13 protein-coding genes and 1 pseudogene are annotated in these 15,525 nt (G+C 71.8%); 7 read left to right on the top strand and 7 right to left on the bottom strand.

Features of this window, described 5'->3' with window-relative positions; genetic code table 11:
- Window positions 1-18 precede the first annotated feature (18 nt).
- Window positions 19-1,803, bottom strand: coding sequence for a serine/threonine protein kinase (locus KZ829_RS38930; RefSeq protein WP_220148853.1), 1,785 nt, complete (start codon window positions 1,801-1,803; stop codon window positions 19-21).
- Between the two features lie 187 nt (window positions 1,804-1,990).
- On the opposite strand from KZ829_RS38930, the gene KZ829_RS38925 reads away from it, so the two are divergent.
- Window positions 1,991-2,242 carry a PspC domain-containing protein gene (locus KZ829_RS38925; protein ID WP_220148852.1) on the top strand — a complete coding sequence of 84 codons (252 nt, stop codon included), beginning with the start codon at window positions 1,991-1,993 and terminating at the stop codon, window positions 2,240-2,242.
- A gap of 3 nt (window positions 2,243-2,245) precedes the next feature.
- Here KZ829_RS38925 and KZ829_RS38920 read toward each other — a convergent pair whose 3' ends face one another.
- The 3 genes from KZ829_RS38920 to KZ829_RS38910 are packed head-to-tail and all read right to left on the bottom strand — an operon-like array spanning window position 2,246 to window position 6,029.
- A complete protein-coding gene (locus KZ829_RS38920) occupies window positions 2,246-2,830 on the bottom strand; it encodes a TlpA family protein disulfide reductase (protein ID WP_220148851.1) in 585 nt (194 codons plus the stop codon).
- A complete protein-coding gene (locus KZ829_RS38915) occupies window positions 2,827-4,302 on the bottom strand; it encodes an NADH-quinone oxidoreductase subunit NuoF family protein (RefSeq protein ID WP_220148850.1) in 1,476 nt (491 codons plus the stop codon). The genes KZ829_RS38920 and KZ829_RS38915 overlap by 4 nt, the downstream gene beginning before the upstream one ends.
- Window positions 4,299-6,029, bottom strand: a complete 1,731-nt coding sequence (locus KZ829_RS38910; protein ID WP_220148849.1) for a translation initiation factor III — start codon at window positions 6,027-6,029, stop codon at window positions 4,299-4,301. The genes KZ829_RS38915 and KZ829_RS38910 overlap by 4 nt, the downstream gene beginning before the upstream one ends.
- 379 nt (window positions 6,030-6,408) lie before the next feature.
- Here KZ829_RS38910 and KZ829_RS38905 point away from each other — a divergent pair, with 379 nt between their 5' ends.
- Both KZ829_RS38905 and KZ829_RS38900 read left to right on the top strand, forming a co-directional pair.
- The gene (locus tag KZ829_RS38905) at window positions 6,409-7,194 is read left to right on the top strand and encodes a hypothetical protein (RefSeq protein ID WP_220148848.1); all 786 of its coding nucleotides are present in this window, start codon (window positions 6,409-6,411) and stop codon (window positions 7,192-7,194) included.
- A 109-nt stretch (window positions 7,195-7,303) separates the two neighbouring features.
- On the top strand, window positions 7,304-8,227 hold the full coding sequence (locus KZ829_RS38900) for a DUF3455 domain-containing protein (RefSeq protein WP_220148847.1): 924 nt from the start codon (window positions 7,304-7,306) through the stop codon (window positions 8,225-8,227).
- A 100-nt stretch (window positions 8,228-8,327) separates the two neighbouring features.
- Here KZ829_RS38900 and KZ829_RS38895 read toward each other — a convergent pair whose 3' ends face one another.
- Window positions 8,328-8,963 (bottom strand): hypothetical protein, encoded by a 636-nt coding sequence (locus KZ829_RS38895; protein ID WP_220148846.1) that lies wholly within the window; start codon window positions 8,961-8,963, stop codon window positions 8,328-8,330.
- A 116-nt stretch (window positions 8,964-9,079) separates the two neighbouring features.
- Complete coding sequence (locus KZ829_RS38890) at window positions 9,080-10,846, bottom strand: glycoside hydrolase family 6 protein (protein WP_220148845.1); 1,767 nt, start codon at window positions 10,844-10,846, stop codon at window positions 9,080-9,082.
- A gap of 186 nt (window positions 10,847-11,032) precedes the next feature.
- Here KZ829_RS38890 and KZ829_RS38885 point away from each other — a divergent pair, with 186 nt between their 5' ends.
- Window positions 11,033-11,728 (top strand): RNA polymerase sigma factor, encoded by a 696-nt coding sequence (locus KZ829_RS38885; RefSeq protein ID WP_220148844.1) that lies wholly within the window; start codon window positions 11,033-11,035, stop codon window positions 11,726-11,728.
- Window positions 11,725-12,618 (top strand): hypothetical protein, encoded by an 894-nt coding sequence (locus KZ829_RS43640; protein ID WP_246636987.1) that lies wholly within the window; start codon window positions 11,725-11,727, stop codon window positions 12,616-12,618. The genes KZ829_RS38885 and KZ829_RS43640 overlap by 4 nt, the downstream gene beginning before the upstream one ends.
- Window positions 12,619-12,798: 180 nt before the next feature.
- Here the strand turns inward: KZ829_RS43640 and KZ829_RS43635 are convergent.
- Window positions 12,799-12,987, bottom strand: a pseudogene (locus KZ829_RS43635) (HAD-IA family hydrolase); the annotation flags it as partial.
- Window positions 12,988-13,065: 78 nt separating this feature from the next.
- On the opposite strand from KZ829_RS43635, the gene KZ829_RS38875 reads away from it, so the two are divergent.
- Both KZ829_RS38875 and KZ829_RS38870 read left to right on the top strand, forming a co-directional pair.
- Window positions 13,066-14,592, top strand: coding sequence for a sensor domain-containing diguanylate cyclase (locus tag KZ829_RS38875; RefSeq protein ID WP_220148843.1), 1,527 nt, complete (start codon window positions 13,066-13,068; stop codon window positions 14,590-14,592).
- 93 nt (window positions 14,593-14,685) lie between these two features.
- The gene (locus tag KZ829_RS38870) at window positions 14,686-15,480 is read left to right on the top strand and encodes a hypothetical protein (protein ID WP_220148842.1); all 795 of its coding nucleotides are present in this window, start codon (window positions 14,686-14,688) and stop codon (window positions 15,478-15,480) included.
- Window positions 15,481-15,525 lie beyond the last annotated feature (45 nt).

Genomic DNA, 15,525 nt, shown 5'->3' with positions numbered 1-15,525 from the left:
CCGCCCGGGCCCGTGCCGTCACAGCTTCCAGATCCTGAGGTCGGTGAAGGCCACCTCGTACCGGCCCTCGTCCGGCGCGTCCCGCTCGTTGTAGATGCCGAGCAGCACCCGGCCGATCCCGAAGTCCTTCTCCAGCGGAGCGTCGCCGACCCGTACGCCGTCACGCGACACCTGCACCGTGTCACCCTCGACGGCCAGGGTGATCAGGGTGGGTTCGGCGTTCAGCGCGACCGGCGCGCCCAGCGGCATGGTCTTGACCACCGACACCTTGCCGTCGTTGCTGTGCACGCCCAGGTAGATGTTGTTCTCGCAGACGCGGACCTGGTAGCCGTCCTGTTTCACGTTGCGGAACCAGATCGCCGCGCAGCTGTCCGGGGTGAGCAGCCGCACGCCGGTCTCGATCCGCAGGTCCGGCGGCAGCTCGTCCTCCGGGCCCTTGCACTTGTAGGTGCCCACGCTGTCGCGGTGCACCACCAGGCCGCCGTCGAAGTGGCAGTTGCCCTCGCCGGCCTGGTCGCTGGGCCGCCAGTAGGACTGCTGCCGCAGCGTGTCCGCCATCCACGGGCGGTCGGCGGGCACGGCCGTGTCGTCGCTGGGCGCGGTCGTGGGATCGGCCGCCGCCTCCCCGTCATTGTCCAGGCGCATCGAGAGGGCCAGCATGACCGCTCCGGCGACCACCGCGAGGATCAGGAAGGCCACCGCGACCGGCAGCGCCCAGCGGCCGCCCGGCTCGGACGGCGGCGGGCCGGTGAGCCGGGTGTGCCCCGGGGGAGCCGAGATCGGCACGGTGACGATCGAGTTCTCGTCGTAGCCGACCATGCCGGGCGGGATGTCCAGGGTCGGCACGCTCCCACCGGCCGTCTCCGGCACCGCCGTGAACCCGGTCACGGCCTGCGCCTCGACCGCCGCCGCGCGCAGGGCGGGCTGGTCGGCGAGGGCGGCCGCGGAGGCCGCCGGGCGCTCCCCGGAGATCAGCAGGTCGAGAAGCTCACGGGCGCTGGGCCGGTTGGCCGGGTCCTTCTCCAGGGCGTGCGCCACCAGGTCGCGCAGCGGGCCGCTGAGCCCGTCCAGGCGGGGCGGCTGGGTGAGGATGCGGGCCGCGGTGGCCGGCGGCGAGTCGGCCCGGAACGGGGTGTGGCCGGTGCCCGCGTACGCCACCACGCTGCCCCAGGCGAACACGTCCGCGGCCGGCGTGACCGGGGTGCCCGGGTCGGAGCTGAACCGCTCGGGCGCCATGTACGCCACGGTGCCCACCATCTGGTCGGTCCGCGTGTTGGCGCTGGTCGCCTCCATGGCCCGGGCGATCCCGAAGTCGATCACCTTGGGGCTGCCCGGCGCCAGCAGCACGTTGCGCGGCTTGAGGTCGCGGTGGATCACCCCGGCGCCGTGGATGGCGGTCAGCGCGGTGGCCACCCCGATCGCCACACCGTGCAGGTTGGCGCTGGTCAACGGGCCGCGCTGCTCGACCACGTCGGCCAGGGTGGGCCCGTCCACGTACTCGACCACCAGGTACGGGTGCTCGTGGTCGGGGTCGGCGTCGATCACCTCGGCGGTGCAGAACGGCGGCACCTGCCGGGCCCGGTTCACCTCGCTGCGGAACCGGCGCCGGAACTCGTCGTCGTAGGCCAGGTCGGCGCGGACCATCTTGACCGCGACCAGCACTCCCCCACCGGTTCTCGCCAGGTAGACGGTGCCCATGCCACCCTCGCCGAGGCGGCCGACGAGCTCGTAGTCGCCCAGGTTGCGCGGGTCGCGCGGCCGCAGCGGTTGTGTCCGCTCGCCCGGCAGTGCGGCATCGACCATCCTCGTCCCCCCGACAGCTCCTCCTTCGTGCCGATCGCACTGTATAGGGCCGTGTCCCGGCCGGAAATATCGGCGGCCTCATGGAGATCCCCGATACAGGAATCGGGGCACCACCCGATGCCGGAGACCCCCGCACCGGCACACCATGGAGTCACGGTTTCACCACCAGTGAAAGTAGGAGTCCACGATGAACGCCGTGCACGACACGCTCGCCCGCCAGGGTCTCGTCCGCCCGCTGAACGGCCGGATGCTCGCCGGCGTGTGCGCGGGCCTCTCTCGCCGTTTCGGCCTCGACCCGTGGATCGGCCGGCTGCTGTTCGTGCTGATCCTCTTCGTCATCCCGGGCAGCCAGATCCTGGTCTACCCGCTGCTGTGGATCCTGATGCCGGCCGAGAAGCCCGCCTTCTCGCCCACCCCTACCGCCCCGACCACCTTCTGACCGTCAGGCGGTGAGCTCGCGGACCTTTCCGGTGAGCTGGAGGTCGTCGAGGTAACCCCGGTAGACGATCTTCCCGGTCCGGTCCACCATCACGTACCAGCTCTGCTGCGCGATGCCGAACCGCTTCCACAGCTTGCCGCCGGGATCGTTCAGGTGCGTGATCGACTCCAGTTCGAAGTCGGCGACGAACTCCTTCATCTCCGCGGCGCCGCCCATCCCGGCGATGCCCAGGATCGCGAGCTCGTCGCCGTACTCGGAATGGATGTCGCCCAGAGATTGCGCCTCGCTCGCGCACGTGGCGCACCAGGGCGCCCAGAACCAGAGGATGGCCGGCCTGCCGGCCAGACCCGCCGCGTCGAACTTCTCGCCGGCGAGGGTGGTGCCGGTGAAGGAGAGCGACTTCGGCACGGCCACCGCTTCCGCTTTCGCGGTCGCGGTGGCCGCCGGCCCGGAACTCGTGACCGGCCCGGAGCTCGTGGCGGGCGCGGGAGACGCGTCCGGTGTGGTGCCGCAGCCGGTTGCCGCGAGCGCGGTCGCCAGCATGATCAAAACCAGCCGGGGTACGCGTGACGCGCGCCGCCTCGTCATTTGGCCGTGGTGGGCTCGGTCAGCCGCAGCGCGAGCGCCGGGCAGACGTTGACCGCCTTGCGGGCGCCGTCCTCGAGCCACGGCGGCAGCGGCGTCTGGGGGAACGCCGGGAACCCGTTGTGGTCCAGCCGGATGATCTCCGGGGCCACCGCCGAGCAGAGCCCGTGGCCGTCGCACCGCGACCAGTCCAGGGCCAGCTTGCGCGCCCCCTTCTCGGCCGTGTACGGCAGCGGCAGGATGCCGCGCACCGGCTTGCCACAGCCCTCGCCGTTGGAGTGCGCCTGCACGTCGGCGCGGAAGACCTCCAGCGCGGACAGCGCGAACCGCGAGCTGCCGTCCGGGTGGCTGCACGCGCCCCGGCCCTTGACCAGGCCGGCCGCCTGCCGCACCTGCTCCACCGCGTTGCCGCCGAGCGACACCAGGGTCACCGCGCGGGCCAGGTCGGGCAGACCGATCCGGCACGGGCCGCACTGACCGGCCGACTCACCGGCCAGGTACTGCACGACCTGGGCGACCTCGCCGAGCGGGCAGGTCTTCGAGCCGATCGGGATCAGCATGCCGGCGCCCAGGGTGCCGCCGACCTTCGCGAACCCCTTGCGGGAGATCTGGATGGTCTTCGCCTGCTCGGCGCTCACCCACTTGCCGTGGTAACCGCCGACCAGCAGGCCCGGGCCGATGTCGGCGCCGCACATCTCCAGAACCTCCATGAGCGAGGTGCCGGTGGGCGCCTCGACCACGGCGGGGGCCGACGCGGAGCCGCCGATCGTGAGCATCACGGTGCCCGGCTCCTCCGGGATGCCGACCGCGTTGTACTCCCACGGCCCGAGCCGGGCCGCGATCGCGAGCTGCGAGTACGTCTCCGCGTTCGACAGCAGGGTGGGCAGGCCCATCACGCCGTTGTCGCTGGACCGGACCTTGCGGCCGGGCGGGATGTGCGCCTCGCCGTTGATGCCGCGGACCAGCGCGCCGCCCTCACCGGAGATGAACCGGTGCGGCACCAGGACGATCCGGGTCGGGCAGGGCATCTTGCGCTCGGCCAGCGCCGCGGCGAGCGACTCCTGGCCGACACCGTCGTCGGCGACGCCGATGACGATCTCCTCGGCGTCCAGGGCGGCGGCGGCCAGCGCCGCGCCGTCCAGGATCAGGTGCGGGCCGCGGGTCAGGATCGCCTTGTCCTTCCAGGACGGCGGCTCACCCTCGGTGGCGTTCACCACGATGACCGGGGGCAGCTCCTGCCGGCGGCACGAGTCCACCACCGCGCGGACCTTACGGGCGAACGGGAAACCCGCGCCGCCGCGGCCGCGCAGCTCGATCCGGTCGGCCAGGCCGATCAGCTCGCCCGAGGAGAGCGCCGCGAAACCGCCGTGCACCTCCTGGTGGGCCAGCAGGTCGAGGCGACCGTACTCGTCGAATCCCGCGGTGATCCGCGGCGTGCCGATCGCCGTGACCGGGGGAACCTGTGCCGTGCTCAATTCGTGTCCCTCACGTCACCGCGGAGCTGGGAGAGGTAGGCGTCGTCAGCGTCGTCGCGCCCGCCCCGGCGGCCGCCACCACGGCCCGGTTCGTCCCGCCGGGCCCGGCGGGAACCCGTGTCGACCAGGGTCGCCGAGTCGTCGGCCGGGTAGCCGCCACCGGAACCGTCGGCCAGGTCGACGAACTCGCTACGGCTCTGCCTGCGGGGCGGCTCGTCGTAACGGGGCTCCTGGTAGCGGGGCTCCTCGTAGCGCGGCTCCTCGTAGCGGGCCGAGCGGGACCCTCGGGGAGCCGCTTCGTAGTCGTCGTCGGCGCGGCGACGGCCACGGGAGCGGTCGTCGTACTCGGGCTCGCGGCGCATCCGGGTGCCGGTCGCGTCCAGCCGGGTGCCGGTCGCCTCGACGTCGTCGCGCCGGCGGGAGCGGGGCTCGTCGTACTCCGGCTCGCGGCGCATCCGGGTGCCGGTGGCCTCCGGGTCGTCGCGGCGCATCCGGGTGCCGGTCGACTCGACGTCACGGCGCGACATCCGGGTCTGGGTGTCGTAGCGCTCGTCGTCCTCGTACCGGCGGCCGCGGCCGCGCGGGCCCTCGTCGTAGACCTCCTGCGAACGGCTGCCACGGGACCGGGGGGCCGGCTCCTCGTCGTACCGGTAACGCTCGTCCTCGACGTCACGGCGCGACATCCGGGTCTGGGTGTCGTAACGCTCGTCGTCCTCGGCGGGCCGGCGCTGGCGCGGCGCGGGCGGCGCCTCCAGTTCGGCCTGACGGCGGCCACGCGGCGGGTAGTCCTCCTCGACCGGGGCCGGCGCCGGAGCGGGCGCCGGGCTGACCGGGCGGGTCGGCGGCGGCTGGTTCCACGTCTGGGTGGGCGCGCCGCCGTCCGGGGCGCCGGCCGGGGCCAGCAGGTCCACCGGGGGAGCCTCGCGACGGGCCGGGCGGCGGATCGGGGCCGAGGCGGTCGGCACCAGCGTGCCGGTCTCGGACGGCTTGACCGCGCCGACACCGGCCGGCGAGGCGAAGTCCTTACGGCGGTTGAGGCTCACCGACAGGCGCACCGCGAGACCGACGATCACACCGAGCACGCAGACGACGTAGCTGACGGTGACCCAGGTGGCCGCCGGACGGCCCGCGGAGAGGCCGTGGGTGAGGGCGATCGGCCACATCAGGTAGGAGATCGCGTGGATACCCCGCCACATCCAGGGCTTGCCACGGCCGATGAACCGGGCCCGGGCGATACCGGACCACATCACCAGCACCATGATCCAGCCGGCGATCGGGCCGAGGCCGATGTACCACTTGTTGAGCCCGTCGGTCAGGAACGGGATGAAGATGTCGAGCAGGCCGATGTAGTCCTTGGCGAACTTCGTCCAGACGTGCGCGACCAGGGCGCCGACCGCGATCACACCGGTGGTGCGGTGTGCGGACTGGAGCAGCACCCGCTGGCGGACGCTCAGCACCAGCCGGTCGGTGGCGACCAGCCCCACCATGATGGTGATGGACAGCGACACCAGGCTGACGACGCCGATGTAGTAATCGAGGTAGAAGAAGAAGTAGACGTACCCGACTTTTCCGGGAGTGGTCATCATCGCGACGGCCCAGATGGCGGCCCCGATGCTCAGGACGAGCAGGACCACCTCGAGCGTCGACGCCGATCGGGTGCCGGTGGAGCCGACTTCGACCGCGACCCGGGAGGCGGCGGTTGCCTTGTTGTTCTTCGAGCGGGCCATGGACTCCTCGTTTTCCTTGGTGCGGTCACGTCCCATGGGCAGTGGGACGCCGGCGTCCGTGGGGAACGCCCCGCGCTCAAGCTCTGCGCTGGACCCGGTCCCGGCCTTGCTTTCCCCTGCGTGGCCCAGGTCCGTGTCCTCCCCGGATTACGTGCCGGGCCCAGGATCGGATGAACACCGGCGGAACTTTTTGCGTAGTCTGCTGACTACTTTCTGCGCAGGCCCGCTGAGCTGCGCAAACACCGAAAAGGTTGCTCCCTTAAGGAAGAAATAAGGATCGGCGGGTGGGTGACGCGGGCCACCCGCTGAACCATTTCCGGCCCGGAGGCGAACTAAGTAGTGCAGGCGAGTCGATGACAGGCAGCGAAGGGGGATCGTCATGCGTCACCGGATCACCGCGCTCACCGGCGCGGTCATCGCCGGCGCCGTAGTGAATACCGTGGTGTGGGCGGCGCCGGCCGCGGCTGACGTGGAGGGGTTCAGCGTACGGGTCACCGCGCCGGACCGGTTCACCGCCGGGCGCTCCGCTCAGGTCGTGACCGCCGTCGTCACCTCGGACAACCGGCAGTGTCGCAAGGTCCGGTGGGCCCTGCTCATGCACTCGCGGATCGACCCGGACCAGTTCCGGGTCACCCGGTTCGAGGACGACGGGCCGTTCGCGACCACCGACCAGACCGAGGGCGTCACCACGACGATCGTCGACAACGACCTCGACCCGGGCACGGCGTGCCGGGGCCGGACGGTGACCGGCCGCTGGCAGGTCGGGTTCGCCGGCCCGGAGGGCGGCGACGTGCGGTTCGAGGTGCGCGCCTTCGACGGCGAGAACACGCTGCTGACCGCCGGCGGCACGGAGGCCCGGGTGCGCGGCGAGGTGGAGGCGGAGCCGTCCCCGTCGGCCACACCGGAGGAGTCGGCCGCGCCGGAGGAGTCCGAGGAGGCAGCCCCGGAGGAGACCCGCGAACCCACCCGGGCCGTGGCCGACCCGGACGAGACCGAGACCGCGCTGGTCGCCGACGACACCACCCTGCTCGGACCGGGCCTGATCGTCGGCGGCGTCTGCGTCTTCCTGGGCGTGCTCCTGCTGGTCCGGCTACGGGCGCGGGCGCGGCAGGCCCGGCTGGACGCGCAGTCGACACCCACCGGTTTCTACAGAATGCCCGGATAATTCAGATAGGAACACTTCCTCCGGGTGATTTCCCGGCGCAACGAGCCTCCCCGGCCCCACGGCCCACTACCGTGAGGGCCCAGCGTCACCGTCCATAGGGGAGGACTCCGTGGCCCAGATCCCGCCCGCCCGTCCGCGCCCACCGGCCGACCAGCGGCCGCCCGCCGCCCAGCAGGCGCCCGTCGATCAGCAGCCGCTGAGCGGCCCCCAGCCACCCGTCGCCCACCCGGCGCCCGCCGCCCAGCAGCCGCCCATGGACCAACAAGCGCCTGCCACCTACCAGCCGTTGAGTGATCCTCAGCCACCCGCCGGCCGGCCGACGCGCGTCGGGCACGGTCCCGCGCCGGAGCGGTTCGCCGCGGCCGGCGCACGTACGCCGGCCGGATCCGGCCGGTCGTCCGGTGAGCATCCGTCCGCGCGGGGGCGTTCCGCCGGGCGCCGGGTCAAGGTGGCCGCCGCCTTCGGGGCTCTCGCGCTCGTCGCGGTCGCCGTGCCGGCCGGTGTCTCGTTCGCCGGGACCGACCGGGCGCCGGTCGAGTCCGAGCCGCCCACCACGCAGGCCGACAACTTCCATGGGGTCGACCCGCGGGTGCCGCCGGAACTGACCCCGCCGGCCGGGAACGTGCTGCACTCGGTGCTCAAGGCCCGGGGCGTGCAGGTCTACGAATGCCGCGGCGGCACGTGGACCCTGCTGGAACCGGCCGCCTCACTCACCGGCGTCACCATGCACCCGGTGAAGAAGGTGTCCGCCCTGCACTTCCGCGGCCCGAGCTGGCAATCCGACCAGGACGGCTCGCTCCTGGAGGGCGACGGCCCGAACGCCGAGCGCGCCCCCTCCGAGCACCCGAACAGCATTCCGCAACTGCTGATCCCGGCGAAGCTGAACCGGGGCGACGGCGTCTTCGGCAAGGTCACCTACGTCCAGCGGCTGGACACGGTCGGCGGCCTCGCCCCGACCGGCCCGTGCACCGGCTCCGGCACCACGGCTGTCCCCTACCGCGCGGTCTACCGCTTCTTCGCGGCCAAGCCCTGACCCGCCACCAGCAGCCGCTTCGACAACGGCTCCCGGATCCGGCGGCATGAACCCGGCTGGCTCCGGGAGCTGTTTCAGGAGTGCCGAGACGGGTCTGGGTTCAGGCCGGCTGGGTTTCGGACCGGTCGGACGGTCGGGCCGCCAGGTGGGCGCGGGCCGCCTGCACCAGGGCCTCCGGGTCGTCGGCGTGGAAGCGGACGGTGGTCGCCGGCCGGCCCTTGGCCTTGCGGACCGGGAGCACCATCGGGCCGGTCAGGCGCACGTCGATGCTGGTCTGGCTGGCCATGCCGAGGGAGAGGACGCCGTCCTCCAGCTGGGTCTGGCCGCCCGGCGGCATCGAACGGCGGCGCACCTCGAGGGACTCGACATGCTCCCAGGCGATCGGGACGTCCAGGGTGATGCTGTTACGGATGCGCAGCCCGGTTGGGCCGACCAGGTGGGGATGGACCACCATGGTGGCGGCCAGGCCGACCATCCAGAACAGGCCGTAGACACCCAGGGCCAGCGCGGCCACCCGGACCGGCTCCCACGGGATCATCAGGTCCAGGATCGGGATCTCCACGGCCGAGACGGCGATGAACGCGCCCAGGATCAGCTTGACCGCGCCCACGTAACCGAATCGCTCGACCCCCGGACCGACCGGGATCGGCCGCCGGAGAATCCAGCGGAACAGCGCTGCCCACAGCCGCAGCTCGTAGACGACCACGAACCGCGCGAGCCCCCACACTTTCGTCACCGGGCCACCGTAGTTGGCGATGCACTCGTATTGCAATGGCCGAACGGACATCCCACGACGACGATGACCGGCCGGCGCCACGCGGGCGCCGGCCGGTCGCCGGTTCGTTCAGCTGATCAGAGCGCCGGGTAGGCGTTCGCCATGAGCTGGGAGAACTGCGCCGGGAACCAGGCTCCGGAGATCGGAGCGCCGGACAGGGCGCCGGACATGCTGTTGCCGTTGCGGGCGTTGCCGGTGTAGGTCGGGTCACACATCCGGTCGAAGCCCTTGCCCTCGTCGTTCTCGATGAGGGTGCTGGAGCCGTCCGACTCGCCCGGCGGCTTCACCCAGACGTAGGCGTCGATACCGGAGGCGGGAGCCGCGGTGGGACGCTCGCCGAGGCCGGCGCCGGACTGGTTGCACCAGTTGCCGGCGTGGATCCGGCGGTCGATGCGGGACTCGTTGACGTAGGTGTCGACGACCGTCGAGGTGCTCGCCGCGGTGGGCCGGGCCGAGCCGCCCCAGCCGTTGCGGGAGGTGTCGATCAGCATGCCGATGCCCGAGTCGAAGCCGACCGAGACCAGCTTGGTGCGGAACGCCTGGGCGAAGGTCAGCTCGTCGGTGTACTGGTTCCAGTCCACCCACTTCGACTGCCGGACGCTCTGGCCACCGACCGTGGTGGTCGGCTGCACGAACGGCTCACGCAGGGCCGAGTAGTTGGCCGTGTTGGTGATGAAGCCGTGCACGTTCTTCACGTTGCCGGAGGCCTGGGCGGCCTGCAGCATGATGTCGGCGGTCGGGCCGAAGTTCGAGTCCCAGCCGATCCAGCCGTGGTGGGCGGCGTCCACGTAGTTGTAGACGTTGCCGAGCGCGCCGAGCTTCTGCAGGGCGTAACCGACGCCCTGCACGTACCCGCCGTTGGCCTTCATCGTGTCGCACATCGCCGTGCCGCCGGCCTGGCCGGAGGTGTTGGTGATGAGGTTCGGCAGCGAGTCGATCTCGATGACGTTGATGATCCGCAGGCTCTTGTACTTCGCGTCGCCCTGGATCGCGGCGATCGGGTCGACGTACTCGGCCTTGTACCGCGGCAGGTCGTTCGGGCCCAGCTCACCGTTGGAGGCGAGGGCCGCGCAGTCCCGGCCGGGCAGGTTGTAGACCACGAACTGGATGTAGCCGGCGCCCTGCGCGAGAGCCGCGTCCAGGTGGTCACGCACACCCATGGAGCCGTTGGAGCTGCTGCCGCTGGTGCCGTTGATGGCGGCGATCCGGTCGATCCATACGGCGGTCGGGTTGTTGGAGACCCGGCTGCCGCCGGACACCGACTCGGCCTTCGCCTTCCACTCCGGGTTCACGTAGCCCTTGGCCCCGGCGTACGGGTTGTCGACCTTGGTGGTCGGCGACGTCGAGGTCGACGGGGACACCGAGGTCGACGGCGAGGTCGACGGGGACGTCGAGGTCGACGGCGAGCTGGACGGGCCGCCGGTCGAGCCGTTGCAGACCGTGCCGTTCAGCGTGAAGGACGCGGGCGCCGTGTTCGAGCCCGACCAGCTGCCGTTGAAGCCGAAGTTCGCGGTGCCGTTGGTGGGCAGCGAGGCCGCCCACGACGGGTTGGTCGCCGTGACGTTCTGCCCGGACTGGGTGACCGTGGCGCTCCAGGCCTGGGTGACCGTCTGGCTGCCGGGCCAGGTCCACTTCAGGTTCCAGCCGCCGCTGATCGGGTCGCCGAGGTTGGTGACCGTGACGTTGCCGGTGAATCCTGTGTTCCACTGGTTGACCGAGTAATCGACGCGACAGCCGGCCGCGGCGCTGGCGCTGGTCGCCACGGCGACGGCGCCGGAAGCGGCGACGACGCCCACGGCGGCGGCCGCCGTGAAGGCCCTGGCACGGGTGGGGATGGGTCTCATGAGGACTCCTCGAGACGGGGACGGCGCGGGAGGCGCCGGGGAACGGTCGGCCAACACATCGGTGGGGATCGTTGGCCGATGTCGACAGCATTCCATGGGAGCGCTCCCAACGCAATCACTCCGAAACAGTCGGGCAACGCCGATTTCATGGCGCAACAGGATCCCTGCTCGCGGGCATAGTCAGGTGTGACGATCCAGCGCGAGACCCTCTGGCAGAGCGGCGACTCCGACGACTTCGAGGCCGTGTTCGACCGCTGTTCCCGGGCGGTCTACAACCACGCCTTCCGGCTCACCGGCTCGTGGTCGGTCGCGGAGGACGTGACCCAGGCGGTCTTTCTGACCGCCTGGCGGCGCCGGGCCGAGGTCCGGCTGGTCGACGGCTCACCGCTGCCGTGGCTCCTCGTCACGGCGAGTCACCACGTCCGGTCCGAGCAGCGCGCCCTCACCCGGTGGCGCAACCGCTTGTTCCGGGCGCCGGCCGACGAGATCCTCGCCGATCCGGCCGACGACGTGGCCGGGCGCCTCGACGACGAGCGCCGGATGCGGGAGGTGCTCGCCGCCGTTCGCCGGCTGCCCCGGGCCGAGCGGGAGGCGGTCGCGCTCTGCCTCTGGTCCGGGGTGTCGTATTCCGAGGCGGCGGCCGTTCTGGGAGTCGCCGAGTCGACCGTCCGGAGCCGGGTGAGCCGGGCCCGCGCGCGGCTGTCTCGGCAACTGGCCACCGATCCCGACCCACCCCCGCCGATCGCCCGCCCCCAACCGGTGGGCGCCGCCGTCCCGGTGCGCCCGAACGACCCGGGGCCGCCGGGAGCGACGGCATCACCCGCAGCAGGAAGATCACCCAAAGTGACCGCCGCCACCGCTCATCTTCAGGAGGAGTCATGATCACGAAGCTGGATCCGCCCGCTGAGCGTGACCTGCCGGCCGCCGGGGCGGCCCGGATGCGGGTCCGCCTCCGGTTCGAGATGCACGGGCCGGCGCTCGCCCGGCGGCGGCGGACCGGGCGGCTGGCCCTGGCCGGGGTGGCCACGCTGGCCGCCGCCGCGGCGGTCGCGACCCCGTTGATCCGTGACGGGGACCCGCCCACCACGATCGCGATGGGCCCGGGCGAGCTGACCTCCTCGCTGACCGCCACCGCGAAGGCGTGCCTGCACGGCTACCCCGACGGCCCGATGTTCGAGCAAGGGCCCCGGTTCCCCGTCACGGTCGGGGACCTCAGCGTCGCCGTGCAGCATCGTGGCCGGACCGGCGCGCTGTTCCTCACCGATCAGGGTTATGTCGCCTGCAGCCGGGAGGCCGAGCCGGGCCGGGAGGACAGCGGCGGCTTCAGTATCGAGCTATGGAACGGCACCCGGGACTGGCTGCCCGGACCGGTCCAGGTCCTCAGCCGCAGTTCGTCGGAGGCCGAGAGCGGCTGGGTGATCGCGGCCGGCCGGATCAGTGCGCGGGTGGGCCGGCTGACCCTGGAGCACGGCAACGGGACGACGACCGCGGCGCGGTTGTCCGACGGCACGTTCGGGCTGCTCACGAGGACCGACGACGTCCAGTCGGCCGCCGAGCTGGTCGCCTACGAAAAGGGCGGCCGGGAGGTGTGGCGGGAGCGGTTCTTCAAACCGCTGCTGGGACGGGATCAGTGCTACACGGCCCCGGACGGCCGGGTGGTCTACGAGAACCGGTGGCACGAGGGGAAGGACGCGCAGCACAGCGGCGAGCCGGACACCCCGGAGCCGGCACCCGAGGGCCCCTGCCGGCCGGCCGAGGCGTGGCAGCCCTGATCCACCACCGGCGCCTCCCCGACGGGCGGCGCCGGATGCCGGCCGGTCGACGGGGGACGGCCGCCGTCGCCACGGTCCTGGTGAGCACCTCGGCCAGGGGAAGTGGGCGGCGGTCGTCGGGACCAGGTCGGCGTGGGCGAAACGGGAGCTCTGGGCGTACGCGTGGGGAATCGCGACACAGCGCAACCCCGCGGCCACCGCGGCCGAAACGCCGTGCGGGGTGTCCTCGAAGTCCGTCGCCGCCTCCGGCGGCAGGCCGAGCCGGTCGAGAGCGAGACGGTAGACGGCCGGATCCGGCCTGTGGCCCACGACCTCGCCGCCGCAGGCGAGGATCAAGAAACTTGAGCATCGAGAGATCGTGCCGGGCACCGGGTCGCACCCGATTTGCGACCCGGCACACGTCTTCAGTGGCTCAAGCGCGGGTCGCGGTTGCCGACCACTAGGGCCATGAGCGTGGGCAGCGAGATGCACACCGCCGGCCCCAAGGTGGAGGGGCCCGGTGAGGCGGTCATGACACCGGATCGGCAGTCGCTTCTGCTGACCGAACTGGTGGGGTTCATGACCAAGGACACCCCTTCGGTGCAGCATGTCCTGGACCTGACGGCGCCCCATCTGCGGGACATCGCCGGCCTGACCGCGGCCACCGTCTTCGAGCTGGACTCGGAGACCGGCATGATGACCGTGAGCGCCCGGGTCGGCGAACCCGGCCGCCGTGACCAGCTGGTGGCCGGCAAGGTGTTCCGCACCCCGGCCGGCGGCAAGCCGGTCGTCAACGGCGAGCAGATGGCGATCCGTCTACGCATCGGCGGCCAGACCGTCGGCGTGCTGCTGCTGACCGGCTCCGCCCTGGAAGAGCTCCAGCTGGACACCATCGCGACGATGTCGCTGCACTTCGCGACCACCCTGCAGGGGCTGGCCGCGGAGAAGCAGCGGCAGTTCGTGGCGCACAGCAGCGCCACCATCCGGGAGCTGTTCGAGTACGGCATGTCGGCCGACAACGTGGAGACCGCCGCCGAGCTGCTGGCCCGCTCGTGCGCGACCGCGTTCCGGACCGAGCACGCGGCGATGCACCTGATCGACGGCGAGGGCCGGATCCGGTACGTGCACGGTGTCGGTTTCCCCGAAGAGGTGCACCGGGCGCTCAGCACCAACCTGCTCGGCCGGCCCGCCGCGGAATCACCGGTCTGGTGCAACAGCGCCGAGAAGGGCGAGCCGATGCTGGTCAGTGACGCCGGCACGGCCAAGGTCCGGTCCGGCGGGCTCACCCAGACCATCGGGTTCCGCTCGTTCATCGCGATGCCTCTGCTGTCCGCGCAGGGCCCGGTCGGCATGGTGATGTGCGGGGACTCCAGCGGCACCCGGGACTGGACCGCCCAGGACCGGATCCTGGCCCAGCAGCTCGCCGTCGAGGGCACGCTGATCATGGACAGCGCCCGGATGCGGCAGGCCGCCGAGCTGCACATGAACGAGCTGACCCAGCAGGCCTTCCACGACTCGCTGACCGGGCTGCCCAACCGCAAGCAGCTGCTGGACCGGGCCGAGACGGCCGTCGAGATCGCCTCCGCCACCGGCACGCGGGTCGGCCTGCTGCTGCTCGACCTGAACGGATTCAAGCAGGTCAACGACACCGTCGGGCACCACGCCGGCGACGTGCTGCTGCAACTGGTGGCGAAGCGCCTCCAGGGGGTCGTGCGGCGTCCGGATCTGGTGGCCCGCCTCGGCGGCGACGAGTTCTCGGTGCTGCTCATCGGCAACCCGGACGAGAAGGGCGCGATCGGGGTGGGCGAGCGGATCTGCGAGCGGCTCCGGGAGCCGTTCGACATCGAGGGCGAGCCGGTACGGATCGGGGCGAGCATCGGTGTGGCGCTCTTCCCGGACCACGCCACCGAGTTCGAGGCCATGATGCGCGAGGCGGACGCCTACATGTATCAGGCCAAGCGAGGCGGTGGAGGAGTACGCCTGGTCGGCTCCTGACTCGCCATGTTGGCAAAGCGGCGCGCAGTTCGACCCGTACTGGTAGTTTTCGTGCTGAAACATCACGAAACTACCCCACGGGGAGGATCAAACGTGGGCAATACCCGTTTGCTCGCGGCCGGCGGCGCGCTGGCCGCCACCATGGCCGTCGCGGTGCCCGTCGTGACGCTGGACCGGGCGGTCGCCGTCCCGGCGCCGGCTCGCGGGCCGGCGAGCGGTATGGAGTTCTCCGCCCCGCACGGCGAGGTGGAGGCGGGCACCCCGATCGTCCTCAGCGGCCGTGCCGGATACCTGAACCGGGCGACCGGCAACGGAGGAAGGGTGGACATCTTCTTCCGCAAGGAGCAGACCGCTCCGAAGGTGTTCCTGGGCTCGGTCACGGCCGGCAGCTCGGGCAGATTCCGCTTCCCGACGCGGGCCAATGCGACCGGCGAGTACGTCGCCCACTACCAGCACCGGAAACTGGCGATCACCGCGGACGCCACCGACTTCCTGGCCGTCTACACGAGCCGGCCGGTGGACCGGAGGCTCTTCTCCTGGACCGCCACCAACCTGTCCTGCCTGCCCACCTGCAAGGCCGTCGGCCCGGATCAGCTCATCGGCGCGGGCCCGGTGAAGGTGAAGCTCGAACGGAAGTGCCTACAGCCGAAGTCCGGCGGCCGGATCGGTTTCACGGCCGACCAGAAGAACGCCTACCGGGCCGGTGACCTGGGCTGGCGTGACTTCCCGGAGGGGGACGGGCCGACCGAGTTCGAGCTGAAGCCGACCACCGTGAAGGGTCACTTCTACCTGGAGTGGACCAGCGCCACCCCGCCGCAGGGGCAGTTCTCCTCCTGCGACATCTCCTTCGCCGTCTCGCAGACGAGCGTGGACAAGAACTACGTCTGACGGCTCCCCGGAGGCGGCCGGGCCGCCTCCGGGGAGGTCCTGAAA

The sequence above is a fragment of the Actinoplanes hulinensis genome (assembly GCF_019429605.1).
Lineage (GTDB): Bacteria > Actinomycetota > Actinomycetes > Mycobacteriales > Micromonosporaceae > Actinoplanes > Actinoplanes campanulatus.
This window is presented reverse-complemented; position numbering and strand designations above follow the sequence as displayed.

Coding starts and splice junctions, on each gene's coding strand:
- KZ829_RS38930 (WP_220148853.1), bottom strand. CDS start 1,803: ATGGTCGATGCCGCACTGCCGGGCGAGCGGACACAACCGCTGCGGCCG.
- KZ829_RS38925 (WP_220148852.1), top strand. CDS start 1,991: ATGAACGCCGTGCACGACACGCTCGCCCGCCAGGGTCTCGTCCGCCCG.
- KZ829_RS38920 (WP_220148851.1), bottom strand. CDS start 2,830: ATGACGAGGCGGCGCGCGTCACGCGTACCCCGGCTGGTTTTGATCATG.
- KZ829_RS38910 (WP_220148849.1), bottom strand. CDS start 6,029: ATGGCCCGCTCGAAGAACAACAAGGCAACCGCCGCCTCCCGGGTCGCG.
- KZ829_RS38905 (WP_220148848.1), top strand. CDS start 6,409: ATGCGTCACCGGATCACCGCGCTCACCGGCGCGGTCATCGCCGGCGCC.
- KZ829_RS38890 (WP_220148845.1), bottom strand. CDS start 10,846: ATGAGACCCATCCCCACCCGTGCCAGGGCCTTCACGGCGGCCGCCGCC.
- KZ829_RS43640 (WP_246636987.1), top strand. CDS start 11,725: ATGATCACGAAGCTGGATCCGCCCGCTGAGCGTGACCTGCCGGCCGCC.
- KZ829_RS38875 (WP_220148843.1), top strand. CDS start 13,066: ATGAGCGTGGGCAGCGAGATGCACACCGCCGGCCCCAAGGTGGAGGGG.